29 protein-coding genes are annotated in these 15799 nt (G+C 62.7%); all 29 read left to right on the forward strand.

Annotation, left to right across the window (positions count from 1 at the left end; translation table 11 throughout):
• Positions 1-431, forward strand: a 431-nt coding sequence (locus tag AC5O77_RS20525) for an EF-Tu C-terminal domain-related protein (protein WP_494507124.1), incomplete at its 5' end; no start/stop codon positions are given.
• A gap of 332 nt (positions 432-763) precedes the next feature.
• Positions 764-1075 carry a 30S ribosomal protein S10 gene (gene rpsJ, locus AC5O77_RS20530; protein WP_005408208.1) on the forward strand — a complete coding sequence of 104 codons (312 nt, stop codon included), beginning with the start codon at positions 764-766 and terminating at the stop codon, positions 1073-1075.
• A gap of 11 nt (positions 1076-1086) precedes the next feature.
• Complete coding sequence (rplC, locus tag AC5O77_RS20535) at positions 1087-1737, forward strand: 50S ribosomal protein L3 (protein ID WP_004145336.1); 651 nt, start codon at positions 1087-1089, stop codon at positions 1735-1737.
• 12 nt (positions 1738-1749) lie between these two features.
• A complete protein-coding gene (rplD, locus tag AC5O77_RS20540) occupies positions 1750-2355 on the forward strand; it encodes a 50S ribosomal protein L4 (protein ID WP_004145337.1) in 606 nt (201 codons plus the stop codon).
• Positions 2352-2651: a 50S ribosomal protein L23 gene (rplW, locus tag AC5O77_RS20545; RefSeq protein ID WP_004145338.1), complete on the forward strand. Its 300-nt coding sequence runs from the start codon at positions 2352-2354 to the stop codon at positions 2649-2651. Before rplD ends, rplW begins: the two co-directional genes overlap by 4 nt.
• A gap of 10 nt (positions 2652-2661) precedes the next feature.
• The gene (gene rplB / locus AC5O77_RS20550; protein ID WP_004145339.1) at positions 2662-3489 is read left to right on the forward strand and encodes a 50S ribosomal protein L2; all 828 of its coding nucleotides are present in this window, start codon (positions 2662-2664) and stop codon (positions 3487-3489) included.
• A gap of 6 nt (positions 3490-3495) precedes the next feature.
• Positions 3496-3765, forward strand: coding sequence for a 30S ribosomal protein S19 (gene rpsS / locus AC5O77_RS20555; protein ID WP_004154485.1), 270 nt, complete (start codon positions 3496-3498; stop codon positions 3763-3765).
• A 12-nt stretch (positions 3766-3777) separates the two neighbouring features.
• Positions 3778-4113 carry a 50S ribosomal protein L22 gene (gene rplV / locus AC5O77_RS20560; RefSeq protein WP_004145348.1) on the forward strand — a complete coding sequence of 112 codons (336 nt, stop codon included), beginning with the start codon at positions 3778-3780 and terminating at the stop codon, positions 4111-4113.
• Positions 4114-4131: 18 nt separating this feature from the next.
• Positions 4132-4866: a 30S ribosomal protein S3 gene (rpsC, locus tag AC5O77_RS20565; RefSeq protein ID WP_004145350.1), complete on the forward strand. Its 735-nt coding sequence runs from the start codon at positions 4132-4134 to the stop codon at positions 4864-4866.
• A 5-nt stretch (positions 4867-4871) separates the two neighbouring features.
• Positions 4872-5285 (forward strand): 50S ribosomal protein L16, encoded by a 414-nt coding sequence (rplP, locus tag AC5O77_RS20570; RefSeq protein ID WP_004154486.1) that lies wholly within the window; start codon positions 4872-4874, stop codon positions 5283-5285.
• Positions 5285-5470, forward strand: coding sequence for a 50S ribosomal protein L29 (gene rpmC / locus AC5O77_RS20575; RefSeq protein WP_004154487.1), 186 nt, complete (start codon positions 5285-5287; stop codon positions 5468-5470). Before rplP ends, rpmC begins: the two co-directional genes overlap by 1 nt.
• Positions 5471-5481: 11 nt before the next feature.
• Positions 5482-5751: a 30S ribosomal protein S17 gene (gene rpsQ / locus AC5O77_RS20580; protein ID WP_004154489.1), complete on the forward strand. Its 270-nt coding sequence runs from the start codon at positions 5482-5484 to the stop codon at positions 5749-5751.
• An 11-nt stretch (positions 5752-5762) separates the two neighbouring features.
• On the forward strand, positions 5763-6131 hold the full coding sequence (rplN, locus tag AC5O77_RS20585) for a 50S ribosomal protein L14 (protein WP_010483978.1): 369 nt from the start codon (positions 5763-5765) through the stop codon (positions 6129-6131).
• A 16-nt stretch (positions 6132-6147) separates the two neighbouring features.
• A complete protein-coding gene (gene rplX, locus AC5O77_RS20590) occupies positions 6148-6465 on the forward strand; it encodes a 50S ribosomal protein L24 (protein ID WP_004154490.1) in 318 nt (105 codons plus the stop codon).
• 11 nt (positions 6466-6476) lie between these two features.
• Positions 6477-7019 (forward strand): 50S ribosomal protein L5, encoded by a 543-nt coding sequence (rplE, locus tag AC5O77_RS20595; protein WP_004154491.1) that lies wholly within the window; start codon positions 6477-6479, stop codon positions 7017-7019.
• Between the two features lie 18 nt (positions 7020-7037).
• The gene (gene rpsN / locus AC5O77_RS20600; protein WP_005408209.1) at positions 7038-7343 is read left to right on the forward strand and encodes a 30S ribosomal protein S14; all 306 of its coding nucleotides are present in this window, start codon (positions 7038-7040) and stop codon (positions 7341-7343) included.
• Positions 7344-7601: 258 nt separating this feature from the next.
• Positions 7602-8000 carry a 30S ribosomal protein S8 gene (gene rpsH, locus AC5O77_RS20605; RefSeq protein WP_005408210.1) on the forward strand — a complete coding sequence of 133 codons (399 nt, stop codon included), beginning with the start codon at positions 7602-7604 and terminating at the stop codon, positions 7998-8000.
• Positions 8001-8018: 18 nt separating this feature from the next.
• A complete protein-coding gene (gene rplF / locus AC5O77_RS20610; protein WP_478058788.1) occupies positions 8019-8543 on the forward strand; it encodes a 50S ribosomal protein L6 in 525 nt (174 codons plus the stop codon).
• A gap of 80 nt (positions 8544-8623) precedes the next feature.
• Positions 8624-8983, forward strand: a complete 360-nt coding sequence (rplR, locus tag AC5O77_RS20615) for a 50S ribosomal protein L18 (protein ID WP_024957318.1) — start codon at positions 8624-8626, stop codon at positions 8981-8983.
• A 161-nt stretch (positions 8984-9144) separates the two neighbouring features.
• Entirely contained in the window at positions 9145-9687 is a 543-nt protein-coding gene (gene rpsE, locus AC5O77_RS20620) for a 30S ribosomal protein S5 (RefSeq protein ID WP_004145411.1), read from the forward strand.
• On the forward strand, positions 9680-9871 hold the full coding sequence (gene rpmD, locus AC5O77_RS20625) for a 50S ribosomal protein L30 (protein ID WP_004145412.1): 192 nt from the start codon (positions 9680-9682) through the stop codon (positions 9869-9871). Before rpsE ends, rpmD begins: the two co-directional genes overlap by 8 nt.
• Before the next feature lie 6 nt (positions 9872-9877).
• Positions 9878-10321 carry a 50S ribosomal protein L15 gene (gene rplO, locus AC5O77_RS20630; RefSeq protein WP_004154498.1) on the forward strand — a complete coding sequence of 148 codons (444 nt, stop codon included), beginning with the start codon at positions 9878-9880 and terminating at the stop codon, positions 10319-10321.
• Positions 10322-10328: 7 nt separating this feature from the next.
• Positions 10329-11696: a preprotein translocase subunit SecY gene (gene secY / locus AC5O77_RS20635; RefSeq protein WP_005408215.1), complete on the forward strand. Its 1368-nt coding sequence runs from the start codon at positions 10329-10331 to the stop codon at positions 11694-11696.
• Positions 11697-12043: 347 nt separating this feature from the next.
• The gene (gene rpsM / locus AC5O77_RS20640) at positions 12044-12400 is read left to right on the forward strand and encodes a 30S ribosomal protein S13 (protein WP_004154500.1); all 357 of its coding nucleotides are present in this window, start codon (positions 12044-12046) and stop codon (positions 12398-12400) included.
• 11 nt (positions 12401-12411) lie between these two features.
• On the forward strand, positions 12412-12801 hold the full coding sequence (rpsK, locus tag AC5O77_RS20645) for a 30S ribosomal protein S11 (protein WP_004145443.1): 390 nt from the start codon (positions 12412-12414) through the stop codon (positions 12799-12801).
• Positions 12802-12816: 15 nt separating this feature from the next.
• Positions 12817-13446, forward strand: a complete 630-nt coding sequence (gene rpsD, locus AC5O77_RS20650) for a 30S ribosomal protein S4 (RefSeq protein WP_004145446.1) — start codon at positions 12817-12819, stop codon at positions 13444-13446.
• A gap of 55 nt (positions 13447-13501) precedes the next feature.
• Positions 13502-14500, forward strand: a complete 999-nt coding sequence (locus AC5O77_RS20655; RefSeq protein WP_010483975.1) for a DNA-directed RNA polymerase subunit alpha — start codon at positions 13502-13504, stop codon at positions 14498-14500.
• Between the two features lie 191 nt (positions 14501-14691).
• Positions 14692-15075, forward strand: a complete 384-nt coding sequence (rplQ, locus tag AC5O77_RS20660; protein ID WP_494507127.1) for a 50S ribosomal protein L17 — start codon at positions 14692-14694, stop codon at positions 15073-15075.
• Positions 15076-15260: 185 nt separating this feature from the next.
• Positions 15261-15767: a disulfide bond formation protein B gene (locus AC5O77_RS20665; protein ID WP_010483974.1), complete on the forward strand. Its 507-nt coding sequence runs from the start codon at positions 15261-15263 to the stop codon at positions 15765-15767.
• Positions 15768-15799: the final 32 nt, after the last annotated feature.

A 15799-nucleotide genomic window follows, 5' to 3' on the forward strand; every position in this document is an offset into this window, starting at 1 on the left:
AGAAGACCACCGTGACCGGCGTTGAAATGTTCCGCAAGCTGCTGGACCAGGGTCAGGCAGGCGACAACGCTGGCCTGCTGCTGCGCGGCACCAAGCGTGACGACGTCGAGCGTGGCCAGGTTCTGGCTAAGCCGGGTTCGATCAAGCCGCACACCAAGTTCGAAGGCGAAGTCTACGTTCTGTCGAAGGACGAGGGCGGCCGTCACACCCCGTTCTTCAACGGCTACCGTCCGCAGTTCTACTTCCGCACCACCGACATCACCGGCGCAGCTGCTCTGCCGGAAGGCGTCGAAATGGTGATGCCGGGTGACAACGTCAAGATGGTCGTCACCCTGATCAACCCGGTGGCAATGGACGAAGGCCTGCGCTTCGCCATCCGCGAAGGCGGTCGTACCGTCGGCGCCGGCGTGGTCTCGAAGATCATCGAGTAATCTGGTAGTATCTGCGCCCCGATGTTGCCTGGGTAGGGCATCGGGGCGTATCAAATGGGAAAGCAGGCACAGGATGTGCCTTGTGTTCCCCGGACCAGGAAGGGTCAATGCCATTCAGGCGGCGTCAACAGGCGACTGTTGACAGCTGCCTTGCGTGCCATTATGCTTCTACGTCTGGGCAGGCCGGGTAACTGGTCTGCCTACGTTTTTGAGGTCTATGGAGTGACCTTGGCGGCCTGCAGGACTGTGGGTCGTCCGTATTCAGGAATTTCATGGGACAAAGCAACCCAGAGGCTTTGTCTGTCGCTCTTTTAACGAAGGAACCTACCGCCATGGCGGACCAAAAGATCCGGATCCGGCTGAAAGCGTTCGATCATCGTCTGATCGACCGTTCGGCCAGCGAGATCGTTGAAACGGCAAAGCGGACCGGCGCGCAAGTGCGTGGCCCGATCCCGCTGCCGACCAAGATCGAGCGTTACACCGTTCTCGTTTCCCCGCACGTCGACAAGGACGCGCGTGACCAGTACGAGACCCGCACGCACAAGCGCGTGCTCGATATCGTTGACCCGAATGACAAGACCGTGGACGCGCTGATGAAGCTCGAACTGGCTGCCGGCGTCGACGTTCAGATCAAGCTGACCTGAGGACTACGACCATGACGAAGAAGTATTCGTTGGGCTTCGTGGGCCGCAAGGCTGGCATGAGCCGCGTGTTCACTGAAGATGGCCGCTCCATCCCGGTGACCCTGATCGAAGCAACCCCGAACCGCATCGCGCAGATCAAGACCGTCGAAACCGACGGCTACAGCGCCGTGCAGGTGACCGTCGGCGCGCGTCGCGCTGCCCTGGTCAACAAGCCGGAAGCCGGCCACTTCGCCAAGGCGAAGGTGGAAGCGGGTCGTGGCCTGTGGGAATTCCGCGTTGAAGACGCGCAGCTCGGCGATTTCGCCGTTGGCGGCGAAGTCAAGGCGGACATCTTCGAAGTCGGCCAGATCGTCGACGTCCAGGGTGTCACCAAGGGTAAGGGCTTCCAGGGCACCATCAAGCGCCACAACTTCCGTATGGGCGATGCAACCCACGGTAACTCGCTGTCGCATCGCGCGCCGGGTTCGCTGGGTCAGCGCCAGACCCCGGGTCGCGTTTTCCCGGGCAAGAAGATGTCGGGCCACATGGGCGCGGTGCAGCAGAGCACCCAGAACCTGGAAGTGGTCAAGGTCGACGTCGAGCGCGGTCTGATCGCCGTTCGCGGCGCCGTTCCGGGCGCGGCGGGTGGCGACGTGATCGTCCGTCCGGCGAGCAAGGCATAAGGAGAGATGACGATGGAACTCGTTATCACGGGTAGCAACAACAAGGTCTCGGTCTCCGACGCCGTGTTCGGTCGCGATTTCAGCGAAGATCTGGTCCACCAGGTCGTCGTTGCCTACCGCAACGCCGGTCGCGCCGGCACCAAGGCACAGAAGACTCGCTCCGAAGTGGCTGGTACCACCAAGAAGTCGAAGAAGCAGAAGGGCGGCGGCGCGCGTCATGGCGCACTGACGGCTCCGATCTTCGTCGGCGGCGGTGTCACCTTCGCGGCCAAGCCGCGCAGCTTCGAGCAGAAGGTCAATCGTAAGCAGTACCGTGCCGCCATGTGCGCGATCCTGTCCGAGCTGAACCGTCAGGGCCGTCTGACCATCGTGGAGTCCTTCGACGTCGAAGTGACCAACACGAAGGGTCTGATCGCCAAGCTGGCCGGCCTGGAAGTGGGCAAGCGCCCGCTGATCGTCACCGAAGAAGCGTCCGAGCACCTGTACCTGTCCGCCCGCAATCTGCCGTACGTGCAGGTGCGTGACGTCCAGGGTCTGGATCCGGTCTCGCTGGTGGGTGCCGACACGGTCGTCATCACCGCTGACGCGGTCAAGAAGGTCGAGGAGTGGCTGGCATGAACAGCAACGAAAAAATCTTCAGCGTGCTGCGTGCCCCGCGTGTCTCCGAAAAGACCGCGCGCCTGCAGGAACTCTCCAACCAGTATGTCTTCGAAGTTTCGAACGAAGCCACCAAGGCCGATGTAAAGGCCGCGGTTGAGCAGCTGTTCGACGTCAAGGTCGAAGCCGTCAACGTGGTCAACGTCAAGGGCAAGAACAAGTCCTTCCGTAACCGTGCTGGCCGCCGCGGCGATTGGCGCAAGGCGTACGTTCGCCTGGCCGATGGCCAGTCGATCGATGTAACGGCCAAGGCCTGAGGTACATCCCATGCCATTGATGAAATTCAAGCCCACTTCCCCCGGCCGCCGTTCGGCCGTGCGCGTGGTCACTCCCGACCTGCACAAGGGTGCTCCGCACGCTGCGCTGGTCGAGTCGCAGAGCCGCTCGGGTGGTCGTAACCACCATGGCCGCATCACCGTGCGTCACGTCGGTGGTGGTGCCAAGCAGCACTACCGCATCATCGACTTCAAGCGCAACAAGCTGGGCATCCCGGCGCGCGTGGAACGCATCGAATACGATCCGAACCGCACCGCGCACATCGCTCTGCTGTGCTACGTCGACGGTGAGCGTCGCTACATCATCGCCCCGAAGGGCCTGAAGGCTGGTGATCAGGTGATCGCTGGTTCGGACGCCCCGATCAAGGCCGGCAACACCCTGCCGCTGCGCAACATCCCGGTCGGCACCACCATCCACTGCATCGAACTGAAGCCGGGCAAGGGCGCTCAGATCGCTCGCGCCGCTGGTGCGGCCGTGCAGCTGGTGGCTCGCGAAGGCATCTACGCCACCCTGCGCCTGCGCTCGGGTGAAATGCGTAAGGTTCCGGTCGAGTGCTGCGCCACCATCGGCGAAGTCGGCAACGACGAGCACAGCCTGGAAAAGCTGGGCAAGGCCGGTGCCAAGCGTTGGCGCGGCGTCCGCCCGACCGTTCGTGGTGCTGCCATGAACCCGGTTGACCACCCGCACGGTGGTGGTGAGGCGAAGGCCGGCCAGGGTAATCCGCATCCGGTCACCCCGTGGGGTGTCCCGACCAAGGGTTACAAGACGCGCCATAACAAGCGCACTCAGCAGTTCATCGTCCGCGATCGTAGGGGCTAATCGACCATGGCACGTTCACTCAAGAAGGGCCCGTTCGTCGATCACCACCTCGTCAAGAAGGTGGAGGCCGCTGCGGGCAGCAAGAAGCCGATCAAGACCTGGTCGCGCCGTTCGATGATCCTGCCTGACATGGTAGGCGTCACCATTGCCGTGCATAACGGCAAGAACCACATCCCGGTTCTCGTCAACGAGAACATGGTCGGCCACAAGCTCGGCGAATTTGCCATCACCCGGACCTTCAAGGGTCACGGTGGTGACAAGAAGTCGGGCAAGTAAGGAGAGATGACAATGGAAGCGAAAGCCATCCTGCGCACTGCGCGCATCTCCCCGCAGAAGGCTCGTCTGGTCGCTGACCAGGTGCGCGGTCTGCCGGCCGAGCGTGCGGTCAACCTGCTGAAGTTCTCGGACAAGAAGGCTGCCCACCTGATCAAGAAGGTGGTGGAGTCGGCAATTGCCAACGCCGAGAACAACCAGGGCGCCGACGTCGACGAGCTGAAGGTTCAGACCATCATGGTTGATGAAGGTCCGACCCTGAAGCGTTTCATGGCGCGGGCGAAAGGCCGCGGTACCCGCATCCTCAAGCGCACCAGCCACATCACTGTGGTTGTGGGCGCCGCCAAGTAAGCGGATAAGGAAAAGACCATGGGTCATAAAGTTCATCCGATTGGTATCCGCCTCGGCATTTCCAAGGACTGGAACTCCAAGTGGTACGCCAACAAGGCCGAGTTCGCTGGTTACCTGGCAGCCGACCTGAAAGTGCGCGAAATGCTGCGCAAGAAGCTGGCTCAGGCCGGCATCAGCAAGATCCTGATCGAGCGTCCGGCCAAGACTGCTCGCGTGACGATCCACACCGCCCGTCCGGGCGTGGTGATCGGCAAGCGCGGTGAGGACATCGAGAAGCTGCGCAAGGAAGTGAGCGAGATGATGGGCGTCCCGGCGCACATCAACGTCACCGAAGTGCGCAAGCCGGAACTGGACGCGCAGCTCGTTGCCGAGTCGATCGCCCAGCAGCTGGAGCGTCGCATCATGTTCCGCCGTGCAATGAAGCGCTCGGTCGGCAACGCGATGCGTCTGGGTGCCCTGGGCATCAAGGTCAACGTCGGTGGCCGCCTCAACGGTGCAGAAATCGCCCGTTCGGAGTGGTACCGCGAAGGCCGCGTGCCGCTGCACACCCTGCGTGCCGACATCGACTATGGCTTCGCTGAAGCCAAGACGACCTACGGCATCATCGGCATCAAGGTCTGGATCTACAAGGGCGAGGTCTTCGATTTCTCCCAGGTTGGCCAGGAAAAGCAGGACGACACCCCGTCGCGCAACGATCGTCACGATCGCGGCGACCGTGGTGACCGTCAGCGCCCGGCCCGTGAAGCGAGGTAACGACAATGTTGCAACCCAAGCGAACCAAGTACCGCAAGGTACACAAGGGCCGTAACGATGGCCTGAGCTGGAGCGCCAACGCTGTCAGCTTCGGCGAATACGGCCTGAAGGCAACCGCACACGGTCAGCTGACCGCGCGTCAGATCGAAGCGGCCCGCCGCTCGATCAGCCGCTACGTCAAGCGCGGCGGCAAGATGTGGATCCGCGTGTTCCCCGACAAGCCCATCACCAAGAAGCCCATCGAAGTCCGAATGGGTTCTGGTAAGGGCAACGTGGAATACTGGGTGGCCCAGATCCAGCCCGGCCGCATGATCTATGAAATCGAGGGTGTTTCCGAGGAAGTGGCTCGCGAGGCGTTCCGCCTGGCCGCCGCCAAGCTCTCGGTCACCACCACTTTCGTGACCCGTACGGTGCGCTGATGGATATCAAAACTCTCCGTGAAAAGTCGGCTGACGAACTCAAGGCCCACCTGATCGACCTGCGTAAGGAACAGTTCTCTGTCCGTATGCAGCAGGTCACCGGCCAGCTGCCGAAGACCCACGACATTCGCCGGGTCCGTCGCGAGATTGCTCGCGTCAAGACCCTGCTCGGCAGCACGAAGTAAGGATGGCCGCTATGAGCGACAATACTGAAAAGAAGACGCTGCGCACGGTCGAAGGCCGTGTCGTCAGCAACAAGATGGACAAGACGGTTACCGTCCTGGTTGAGCGTCAGGTCAAGCACGCGCTGTACGGCAAGTACATCAAGCGCTCGACGAAGCTGCACGCCCACGATGCCGACAACGCCTGCAAGGAAGGCGATGTCGTCCGCGTGACCGAGATTGCTCCGATGTCCAAGACCAAGAACTGGCGCGTGGTGGAAGTCATCACGCGCGCGGCTGAATAAGGAGCTGAATCATGATCCAGATGCAGAGCTACCTTGACGTCGCGGACAATTCGGGTGCCAAGCAGGTGATGTGCTTCAAGGTGCTGGGTGGTTCCAAGCGCCGTTACGCCGGCATCGGCGACATCATCAAGGTCACCGTGAAGGATGCGATTCCGCGCGGCAAGGTCAAGAAGGGTGAAGTGTATGACGCCGTCGTGGTGCGTACCCGCAAGGGTGTGCGTCGCGCCGACGGCTCGCTGATCCGCTTCGACGGCAACGCTGCCGTCCTGCTGAACAACAAGCAGGAGCCGATCGGTACCCGTATCTTCGGGCCGGTGACCCGTGAACTTCGTTCGGAGAAGTTCATGAAGATCGTCTCGCTCGCTCCCGAAGTGCTGTGAGCGACAGGAGATAATCATGGCTAACCGTATCAAGAAGGGCGACCAGGTTGTCGTCAACGCTGGCAAGGACAAGGGCAAGCAGGGCGAAGTCGTCCGCGTCGACGGCGACCGTGTGGTCGTCGCCAACGTGAACATCGTCAAGCGCCACACCAAGCCGAACCCGCAGGCAGGTGTTGCCGGCGGCGTGGTCGAGCGCGAAGCTTCGATCCATATCTCCAACGTGAATGTTCTGAACCCGGCTTCGGGCAAGGGCGAACGCGTTGGCTTCAAGGTGCTGGAGGATGGACGCAAACTGCGTGTGTTCCGCTCCAGCGGTGAGGCGCTCGACGCCTGAGGAATGAGAAGATGAGTTCCCGTCTCGAAAAGTTCTACAAGGACGAAGTGGTGCCGGCGCTGATGAAGCAGTTCGGCTACACCAATCCGATGGAAGTGCCGAAGCTGGTCAAGGTCACCCTGAACATGGGTGTCGGCGAAGCGGCCACCAACAAGAAGATCCTGGAAAACGCCGTCGGCGACATGACCAAGATTTCCGGCCAGAAGCCGGTTGTCACCAAGTCGCGTGTGTCGGTTGCGTCGTTCAAGATCCGCGATGGTTGGCCGATCGGCTGCAAGACCACGCTGCGTCGCCACAAGATGTACGAGTTCCTGGATCGCCTGATCAACATCTCGCTGCCGCGCGTGCGCGACTTCCGTGGTGTTTCCGGTCGTTCCTTCGACGGCCGCGGCAACTTCAACATGGGTGTGAAGGAGCAGATCATCTTCCCGGAAATCGACTTCGACGCCGTCGACGCGATCCGCGGTATGGATATCGCCATCACCACCACTGCGAAGACCGACGCGGAAGCGAAGGCGCTGCTGGCAGCGTTCAAGTTCCCGTTCCGTAACTGATCTGTCGAGGAAACCGAAATGGCAAAGACCTCCATGGTCAACCGCGACATCAAGCGGGAAAAGCTGGCAAAGAAGTACGCTGAAAAGCGTGCAGCTCTGAAGAAGATCGTGTCCTCCGTGGACGCGACCTACGAAGAGAAGATCGACGCCGCAACCAAGCTGGCCAAGCTGCCGCGCGATTCGTCGCCGAGCCGCCAGCGCAACCGTTGCGAGCTGTCGGGTCGTCCGCGTGGCGTCTACAGCAAGTTCGGCCTGGGCCGTAACAAGCTGCGTGAAGCCACCATGCGTGGCGACGTCCCGGGTCTGCGCAAGGCCAGCTGGTAATCCCAGCCGGCCCTGCGATCAGGCGCCCCTTCGGGGGTGCCTGAACCGGGCAGGGGAGGCATTCAGCTTTCCCGACGCAAAAAAACCGAAGAGCCCGGCGCAAGCCGGGCTCTTTTGGCGTATACTCCCGCGTCTTGCCCTGTGCAAACGGGGTTGTAGGAGTGGGCCCTTGGCCCGCTGCATCAAGGGACCTGGCCCGTTTCCAGGAGACAACAGATTTTCGCGAAAGCGGATATCGGTGCACTCAAAGGTACTCATATGAGCATGACTGATCCCATCGCCGACCTGCTGGTCCGCATCAAGAATGCGGCCGCGGTTGGCAAGCAGACGGTGAAAGCCCCGTCGTCCAAGATCAAGGTTGCGATCGCCCAGGTCCTGAAGGACGAGGGTTACATCACCGACCTGCGCGTGACCCAGCTGGAAAACAACAAGTCCGAGCTGGAAATCGTGCTGAAGTATTTCGAAGGCAAGCCGGTCATCGCGACCCTGAAGCGCTTCTCGCGTTCGGGCCTGCGCCAGTACCGCGGCAAGAGCGAGCTGCCGAAGGTCATGAACGGCCTGGGTATCTCCATCATTTCCACCTCCAAGGGCATCATGACTGATGCGCAGGCGCGCCAGCTGGGCGTCGGCGGCGAAGTCCTGTGCTTCGTGGCCTAAGGCGAAAGGAGTAGAACTATGTCCCGCGTAGCCAAGAAGCCGATCGACCTGGGTAAGGTTGAACTGAACGTCCAGTCGGACAGCGTCACCGCCAAGGGCCCGAAGGGTTCCCTGTCGCTGGCCAAGCCGGCCGGTATTGCCATCAACGTCGACAACGGCGTTGCCACCCTGAGCACCGAGAACGCCGAGCTGGTCGCACTGACCGGCACCGTGCGTGCGATCCTGGCCAACATGGTCAAGGGCGTGTCCGAAGGCTTCGAGCGCAAGCTGGAGCTGGTCGGCGTGGGTTACCGCGCTGCCATGCAGGGCAAGGACCTGAACCTGTCGCTGGGCTTCTCGCACCCGGTCGTGTTCGTGGCGCCGGAAGGCATCACCATCACCACCCCGACCCAGACCGAGATCCTGGTCCAGGGCGCTGACAAGCAGGTCGTCGGTGAAGTTGCCGCCAAGATCCGTGCGTTCCGCAAGCCGGAGCCGTACAAGGGCAAGGGCGTGAAGTACTCCGACGAAGTCATCATCCGTAAGGAAGCCAAGAAGGCGTAAGTGCGAGTCCCTCGCAAGAGCCCGCACATCCTTGTGCGGACTCCTCAGGGAAAAGCCCAACCTTCAGCTTTCAAGGAATAATCAAAATGAACAAGAACATCGCCCGCCTGCGTCGCGCCAAGTCGACCCGCGCCCACATCCGTGAGCTCGGCGTCGCCCGCCTGTCGGTGCTGCGCACCGGCCAGCACCTGTACGCCCAGGTCTTCACCGCCGACGGTTCCAAGGTGCTGGCTGCTGCCAACACCACCCAGACCGACGTCATGGAAGGCCTGAAGAACGGCAAGAACGCCGACGCCGCCGCCAAGGTCGGCCGTATCGTCGCTGAGCGCGCCAAGGCCGCCGGCGTCGAGAAGGTTGCCTTCGATCGTTCGGGCTACCGCTACCACGGCCGCATCAAGGCCCTGGCAGAAGCCGCCCGCGAAGCCGGCCTGCAGTTCTAAGGGATAAGGGCAGGGGACCTGTGGTCTCCTGCCCGCCTGCTCGCCCGCCTGAGTGAGGCTGGACGGCGCCACTCTTCTGCAGTGGCCCACCGGAACAACGCGACATTCCACAACCATAAGCGGCCCCGAGCCGTACATACCCAAACTACCAAGGAATCAAAATGGCAGAAGAGCGTCAGCAGCGGGGTCGCGATCGCGACCGTAACCGCGAAGAGAAAGTCGACGACGGCATGATCGAAAAGCTGGTCGCGGTCAACCGCGTCAGCAAGACCGTCAAGGGTGGCCGCCAGTTCACCTTCACCGCCCTGACCGTGGTCGGCGACGGCGAAGGCAAGGTCGGTTTCGGCTATGGCAAGGCCCGCGAAGTGCCGGTCGCCATCCAGAAGTCGATGGAACAGGCCCGCAAGAACCTGGTCAGCGTTGACCTGAACAACGGCACCCTGTGGCACACCATCAAGGATGGTCACGGCGCAGCCCGCGTGTTCATGCAGCCGGCTTCGGAAGGTACCGGCGTCATCGCCGGCGGTGCCATGCGCGCCGTGCTGGAAGCCGTTGGCGTGAAGAACGTGCTGGCCAAGGCCACCGGTTCGCGCAACCCGATCAACCTGGTGCGTGCCACCGTGAAGGGCCTGTCTGCTGCGCAGTCGCCGGCTCGCATCGCGGCCAAGCGCGGCAAGAAGGTGGAGGAACTCAACCATGGCTAATGAGTCCAACAAGACTGTGAAGGTGCGCCTGGTGCGCGGCCTGCGTGGTGCTCAGTCGCGTCACCGCCTGTCGGTGCGTGCTCTGGGTCTGAACAAGCTCAACGATGTGCGTGAACTGAAGGACAGCCCGCAGGTTCGCGGTCTGATCAACACCGTTCACTACCTCGTCAAGGTTGAGGAGTAATCGATCATGACTCTGCGTCTCAATGAACTGAGCCCGGCACCGGGCGCCCGCACCGAGCGCACCCGCGTCGGTCGCGGTATCGGCTCGGGCCTGGGCAAGACTGCCGGCCGCGGCCACAAGGGTTCGTTCGCCCGTAAGGGTGGCGGCAAGATCAAGGCTGGCTTCGAAGGCGGCCAGACCCCCATGCAGCGTCGTCTGCCGAAGATCGGCTTCCGTTCGCCGATCGCCAAGGACACCGCTGAAGTGCTGCTGTACGCGCTGGACAAGCTGCCGGCCGGTGAGATCGACTTCGCCGCCCTGCGTGCTGCCAAGCTGGTCCCGAGCACTGCAAAGAAGGCCAAGGTCGTCGTCAAGGGCGAAGTGACCAAGGCGTTCACCCTGAAGGGTATCGCTGCCACGGCTGGTGCCAAGGCTGCGATCGAAGCTGCCGGCGGCAGCGTAACGGAGTAAGAAAATCATGGCGCAAGCTGGCATCGGTAACCTCGCGGGCGGAATGGGCAAGTTCACTGAACTTCGCCAACGTTTGCTGTTCGTCGTCGGGGCTTTGATCGTCTATCGCATCGGCTGCTACGTGCCGGTGCCGGGCGTCAATCCCGATGCCATGCTTGCCATGATGCAACAGCAGGGCGGCGGCATCGTGGACATGTTCAACATGTTCTCGGGCGGCGCCCTGCACCGTTTCAGCATCTTTGCGCTGAACGTGATGCCGTACATTTCGGCATCGATCGTGATGCAGCTGGCCGTGCACATCTTCCCCGCCCTGAAGGCGATGCAGAAGGAAGGTGAGTCCGGCCGCCGCAAGATCACCCAGTATTCGCGCATCGGCGCCGTGCTGCTGGCAGTGGTGCAGGGCGGCTCGATCGCACTGGCCCTGCAGGGCCAGGTCTCGCCGTCGGGCGCTCCGGTCGTGTACGCGCCGGGCATGGGCTTCGTGCTCACCGCCGTGGTCGCGCTGACCGCCGGCACCATGTTCCTGATGTGGGTCGGTGAGCAGGTCACCGAGCGCGGCATCGGCAATGGCGTGTCGCTGATCATCTTCGCCGGTATCGTCGCTGGCCTGCCGGGTGCGATCATCCACACCTTCGACGCCTACCGCGACGGCAACATCCAGTTCATCCAGCTGCTGCTGATCGCCATCGTCGTGCTCGCCTTCACCTTCTTCGTGGTGTTCGTCGAGCGTGGCCAGCGCCGGATCACGGTCAACTACGCGCGCCGCCAGGGCGGTCGCAACGCGTACATGAACCAGACCTCGTTCCTGCCGCTGAAGCTCAACATGGCCGGCGTCATCCCGGCGATCTTCGCCTCGAGCCTGCTGGCCTTCCCGGCCACCCTGGCCATGTGGTCCGGCCAGGCTGCCAACCAGAGCAGCTTCGGCCAGGTCCTGCAGAAGGTCGCCAACGCGCTCGGCCCGGGCGAGCCGCTGCACATGATCGTGTTCGCTGCGCTGATCACCGGTTTCGCGTTCTTCTATACCGCGCTGGTGTTCAACTCGCAGGAAACCGCCGACAACCTGAAGAAGTCGGGCGCGCTGATTCCGGGCATCCGTCCGGGCAAGGCCACTGCCGATTACATCGACGGCGTGCTGACCCGCCTGACCGCGGCCGGCTCGGCCTACCTGGTGATCGTCTGCCTGCTGCCGGAACTGATGCGCACGCAGCTGAACGCCTCGTTCTACTTCGGTGGTACTTCGCTGCTGATCGTGGTGGTGGTGGTGATGGACTTCATCGCCCAGGTGCAGGCGCACCTGATGTCCCACCAGTACGAGAGCCTGCTGAAGAAGGCCAACCTGAAGGGCGGCAACCGCGGCGGTTTTGCCCGCGGCTGATTGGCCTGTTATACTTTCGTCTTCCTGACGTGATGGTCCCTCCGCTTCGCGGACTCCGGCCACACAAACGAAGGGCGGCCCCCGCAGCGGTTCCGGGTGGGGGTGTGATGAGGTGGTCCCGCGCTGGAGTAGCGCGGGCGGCTCCGGGGGAAACCCCGGGTCCAACCCCATCCGGCGCCGGAGCCTGGGCACACTCCCCAGGCCGGGTTCATGAAACCAATGGTTTCACGGGCTTCCATGTAAACCGGAACCTTGTTAGTATCGCTAGTTCACTTTTTTGATCCATCCTGCCGGATTGGCGTGCCCGAGGCGCGCTGTCGGCCATCACTCAGCTGGAGAACCGCGTCATGGCGCGTATTGCAGGCGTCAACCTGCCAGCCCAGAAGCACGTCTGGGTCGGGTTGCAAAGCATTTACGGCATCGGCCGTACCCGTTCGAAGAAGGTCTGCGAAGTCGCAGGCGTTGCTTCGACCACCAAGATCCGCGATCTGTCGGAGCCGGAAATCGAGCGCCTGCGCGCCGAAGTCGGCAAGTACATCGTGGAAGGCGATCTGCGCCGTGAGATCGGCATCGCGATCAAGCGCCTGATGGACCTGGGCTGCTACCGCGGCCTGCGTCACCGTCGTGGCCTCCCGCTGCGTGGCCAGCGCACCCGTACCAACGCCCGCACCCGCAAGGGTCCGCGCAAGGCGATCAAGAAGTAAGGGACTGAGAAATGGCTAAGCCCGCTGCTAAGACCAAGAAGAAGATCAAGCGCGTCGTCACCGACGGCGTTGCCCACGTCCACGCTTCGTTCAACAACACCATCGTCACCATCACCGACCGCCAGGGCAACGCTCTGTCGTGGGCGACCTCCGGTGGCGCTGGCTTCCGCGGTTCGCGCAAGTCGACCCCGTTCGCTGCCCAGGTGGCTGCTGAAAAGGCCGGTCGTGCTGCGCTGGACTACGGCGTGAAGTCGCTGGAAGTCCGCATCAAGGGCCCGGGTCCGGGCCGTGAGTCGGCCGTGCGTTCGTTGAACAACGTCGGCTACAAGATCACCAACATCATCGACGTGACGCCTATCCCGCACAACGGGTGCCGTCCGCCGAAGAAGCGTCGCGTCTAAAGGGAGCGATAAGAAATGGCTCGTTATATCGGTCCTACCTGTAAGCTCGCCCGTCGCGAAGGCGCCGACCTGTCCCTGAAGAGCCCGGCGCGTGCGCTGGACTCGAAGTGCAAGCTGGAGCAGAAGCCCGGCCAGCACGGCGCCACTGCCCGCAAGGGCAAGCTGTCCGACTACGCCACCCAGCTGCGTGAAAAGCAGAAGGTCAAGCGTATCTACGGCCTGCTGGAGCGTCAGTTCCGCAACTACTACAAGAAGGCCTCGACCAAGAAGGGCAACACCGGCGAGAACCTGCTGCAGCTGCTGGAAACCCGCCTGGACAACGTCGTCTACCGCATGGGCTTCGCCGTGACCCGTCCGGCTGCCCGTCAGCTGGTGTCGCACCGCGGCGTCACCGTGAATGGCAAGTCGGTCAACCTGGCTTCGTACCAGGTCAAGGCTGGCGACGCCATCGCTCTGTCTGAAAAGGCTGCCAAGCAGCTGCGCGTCCAGGAAGCCCTGACCGTCGCCGCCCAGCATGACCTGAGCCCGTCGTGGGTTGAAGTGGATTCCGGGAAGTTCACCGGCATCTTCAAGGCTGTTCCGGATCGTTCGGATCTGCCTGCGGACATCAACGAAGCGCTGATCGTCGAGCTGTATTCGAAGTAATTCACATTGGAGAGCCCCCGGCGACGGCCGGGGGTTCACTAGGAGAACCCGCAACATGACGGTTACCGCCAACCAGGTTCTGCGTCCTCGCGGTCCGCAGATCGAACGCCTTACCGACACCCGTGCAAAGGTCGTTATCGAACCTTTGGAGCGGGGTTACGGGCATACGCTGGGTAATGCCCTGCGTCGCGTGCTGCTGTCGTCCATCCCGGGCTTCGCCATCACGGAAGTCGAAATCGACGGCGTGTTGCATGAGTACACCACGGTCGAAGGTCTGCAGGAGGACGTGCTCGAAGTCCTGCTGAACCTCAAGGACGTGGCCATCCGTATGCACTCCGGCGACAGCGCCACCCTGTCCCTGTCCAAGCAGGGCCCGGGCGTTGTCACCGCTGCCGACATCAAGGTCGACCACAATGTGGAGATCCTGAACGGCGAACACGTGATCTGCCACCTGACCAAGGATACGGCGATCAACATGCGTCTGAAGATCGAACGTGGTTTCGGCTACCAGCCGGCTGCCGCGCGTCGTCGTCCGGACGAAGAAACCCGTGCCATCGGCCGTCTGGTCCTGGATGCCTCGTTCTCGCCGGTCCGCCGCGTCGCCTATGCCGTGGAAGCGGCCCGCGTCGAACAGCGTACCGACCTGGACAAGCTGGTCATCGATATCGAGACCAACGGCACCATCGACGCCGAGGAAGCCGTGCGCACCGCCGCCGACATCCTCAGCGACCAGCTGTCGGTGTTCGGTGACTTCACCCACCGCGACCGCGGTGCAGCCAAGCCGGCCAACAACGGCGTGGATCCGGTGCTGCTGCGCCCGATCGACGATCTGGAGCTGACCGTGCGTTCGGCCAACTGCCTGAAGGCTGAAAGCATCTACTACATCGGCGATCTGATCCAGAAGACCGAAGTGGAGCTGCTGAAGACCCCGAACCTGGGCAAGAAGTCGCTCACCGAGATCAAGGAAGTGCTGGCTCAGCGCGGCCTGTCGCTCGGCATGAAGCTGGAGAACTGGCCGCCGGCCGGTGTCGCCAGCCACGGCATGCTGGGCTGATATCGGTAATGCTTGAAGGCTCCACCGTTCGCGGTGGGGCCTTCAACGCAACACAACATGCCACGACGAACCCCAGGTTCGCGCGGCAGGTCGCCCAGGACGGGTGGCCAGGACCAACCGCAGTCCGCGCAGCAACGCCAGGATGGCGACAACGATCCGCACAGTCTCATCATTAACCAAGGAATATCACCATGCGTCACCAGAAGTCTGGCCGTAAGTTCAGCCGTACCAGCGCCCACCGCGAAGCGATGTTCAAGAACATGGCTGCCTCGCTGTTCAAGCACGAGCTGATCAAGACCACCCTGCCGAAGGCCAAGGAACTGCGCCGCGTTGCCGAGCCGCTGATCACCCTGGCCAAGGTCGACTCCGTCGCCAACCGCCGTCTGGCCTTCGCCCGCCTGCGCGACAACGAAGCCGTGGGCAACCTGTTCACCATCCTGGGCCCGCGCTACGCGAACCGTCCGGGCGGCTACCTGCGTCTGCTGAAGTGCGGCTTCCGCGCTGGCGACAACGCGCCGATGGCCTACGTCGAGCTGATTGACCGTCCGGTCGTGGCCGAGGAAGTGGCCGAGTAATCGGACCGCTCCAATGCGACACAGCGAAAGCCCGGCCTCTGCCGGGCTTTTGCGTTTCCGGGGGCGGATCCCTTTCCGCAGGACAGGACTCTGACCCACACCGTTCCGACAGGCGTCACCTGTGGCGGTTCGAATGGCGCGCACTCTCGGTTACGCTTGGCGCCTGATCCATTCGAGCGTTGACGATGAATCCACTGCGCTGGCCCTTCCGCGCCCAGTTCTTCCTGGGCTTCCTGATCTGCGCGGGCCTGCTTGGCTACGCGATCTTCCTGCAGCTGAAGATGGGCCTGGAGCCGTGTCCGCTGTGCATCTTCCAGCGCCTGGCCTTCGCTGCGCTTGGCCTGCTGTTCCTGATCGGTGCACTGCATGGTCCGTCCAACCGCCCCGGACGCGCGACCTATGGCGTGCTGGCGTTCATTGCCGCCGCAGTGGGCGTGGGCATCGCCGCGCGCCACGTCTACGTGCAGATGCTGCCGCCGGAAATGGGGTCCACCTGTGGCCCGCCGCTGGCCTTCCTGAGCGAAACCATGGGGCCGCTGGAAGTATTCCGCACGGTGCTGACCGGTACCGGCAACTGCGGCAACATCGACTGGACCTTCCTGGGCCTGACCATGCCGATGTGGTCGGGCGTGTGGTTCGTGCTGCTGGCGCTGTGGGCGCTGGTGGTGTCGCTGCGCAAGGTCAAGCGCTGAAGCAGGGTAGTGCCTGTCTCTTATACACATCT

This window comes from Stenotrophomonas sp. INTA L402-1, from assembly GCF_059295135.1.

Excerpts from the sequence above, each read along its gene's own strand:
- rplO (WP_004154498.1), top strand. The coding sequence starts at position 9,878 with ATGACTCTGCGTCTCAATGAACTGAGCCCGGCACCGGGCGCCCGCACC.
- rpsK (WP_004145443.1), top strand. The coding sequence starts at position 12,412 with ATGGCTAAGCCCGCTGCTAAGACCAAGAAGAAGATCAAGCGCGTCGTC.
- rplE (WP_004154491.1), top strand. The coding sequence starts at position 6,477 with ATGAGTTCCCGTCTCGAAAAGTTCTACAAGGACGAAGTGGTGCCGGCG.
- rpsE (WP_004145411.1), top strand. The coding sequence starts at position 9,145 with ATGGCAGAAGAGCGTCAGCAGCGGGGTCGCGATCGCGACCGTAACCGC.
- rpsM (WP_004154500.1), top strand. The coding sequence starts at position 12,044 with ATGGCGCGTATTGCAGGCGTCAACCTGCCAGCCCAGAAGCACGTCTGG.
- rpsH (WP_005408210.1), top strand. The coding sequence starts at position 7,602 with ATGAGCATGACTGATCCCATCGCCGACCTGCTGGTCCGCATCAAGAAT.
- rpsN (WP_005408209.1), top strand. The coding sequence starts at position 7,038 with ATGGCAAAGACCTCCATGGTCAACCGCGACATCAAGCGGGAAAAGCTG.
- rplQ (WP_494507127.1), top strand. The coding sequence starts at position 14,692 with ATGCGTCACCAGAAGTCTGGCCGTAAGTTCAGCCGTACCAGCGCCCAC.
- rplX (WP_004154490.1), top strand. The coding sequence starts at position 6,148 with ATGGCTAACCGTATCAAGAAGGGCGACCAGGTTGTCGTCAACGCTGGC.
- rplV (WP_004145348.1), top strand. The coding sequence starts at position 3,778 with ATGGAAGCGAAAGCCATCCTGCGCACTGCGCGCATCTCCCCGCAGAAG.
- rpsQ (WP_004154489.1), top strand. The coding sequence starts at position 5,482 with ATGAGCGACAATACTGAAAAGAAGACGCTGCGCACGGTCGAAGGCCGT.
- rpsJ (WP_005408208.1), top strand. The coding sequence starts at position 764 with ATGGCGGACCAAAAGATCCGGATCCGGCTGAAAGCGTTCGATCATCGT.
- AC5O77_RS20655 (WP_010483975.1), top strand. The coding sequence starts at position 13,502 with ATGACGGTTACCGCCAACCAGGTTCTGCGTCCTCGCGGTCCGCAGATC.
- rplF (WP_478058788.1), top strand. The coding sequence starts at position 8,019 with ATGTCCCGCGTAGCCAAGAAGCCGATCGACCTGGGTAAGGTTGAACTG.
- rpsD (WP_004145446.1), top strand. The coding sequence starts at position 12,817 with ATGGCTCGTTATATCGGTCCTACCTGTAAGCTCGCCCGTCGCGAAGGC.
- rplP (WP_004154486.1), top strand. The coding sequence starts at position 4,872 with ATGTTGCAACCCAAGCGAACCAAGTACCGCAAGGTACACAAGGGCCGT.
- AC5O77_RS20665 (WP_010483974.1), top strand. The coding sequence starts at position 15,261 with ATGAATCCACTGCGCTGGCCCTTCCGCGCCCAGTTCTTCCTGGGCTTC.
- rplW (WP_004145338.1), top strand. The coding sequence starts at position 2,352 with ATGAACAGCAACGAAAAAATCTTCAGCGTGCTGCGTGCCCCGCGTGTC.
- rpsC (WP_004145350.1), top strand. The coding sequence starts at position 4,132 with ATGGGTCATAAAGTTCATCCGATTGGTATCCGCCTCGGCATTTCCAAG.
- rplD (WP_004145337.1), top strand. The coding sequence starts at position 1,750 with ATGGAACTCGTTATCACGGGTAGCAACAACAAGGTCTCGGTCTCCGAC.
- rpsS (WP_004154485.1), top strand. The coding sequence starts at position 3,496 with ATGGCACGTTCACTCAAGAAGGGCCCGTTCGTCGATCACCACCTCGTC.
- rpmD (WP_004145412.1), top strand. The coding sequence starts at position 9,680 with ATGGCTAATGAGTCCAACAAGACTGTGAAGGTGCGCCTGGTGCGCGGC.
- secY (WP_005408215.1), top strand. The coding sequence starts at position 10,329 with ATGGCGCAAGCTGGCATCGGTAACCTCGCGGGCGGAATGGGCAAGTTC.
- rplC (WP_004145336.1), top strand. The coding sequence starts at position 1,087 with ATGACGAAGAAGTATTCGTTGGGCTTCGTGGGCCGCAAGGCTGGCATG.
- rplB (WP_004145339.1), top strand. The coding sequence starts at position 2,662 with ATGCCATTGATGAAATTCAAGCCCACTTCCCCCGGCCGCCGTTCGGCC.
- rpmC (WP_004154487.1), top strand. The coding sequence starts at position 5,285 with ATGGATATCAAAACTCTCCGTGAAAAGTCGGCTGACGAACTCAAGGCC.
- rplN (WP_010483978.1), top strand. The coding sequence starts at position 5,763 with ATGATCCAGATGCAGAGCTACCTTGACGTCGCGGACAATTCGGGTGCC.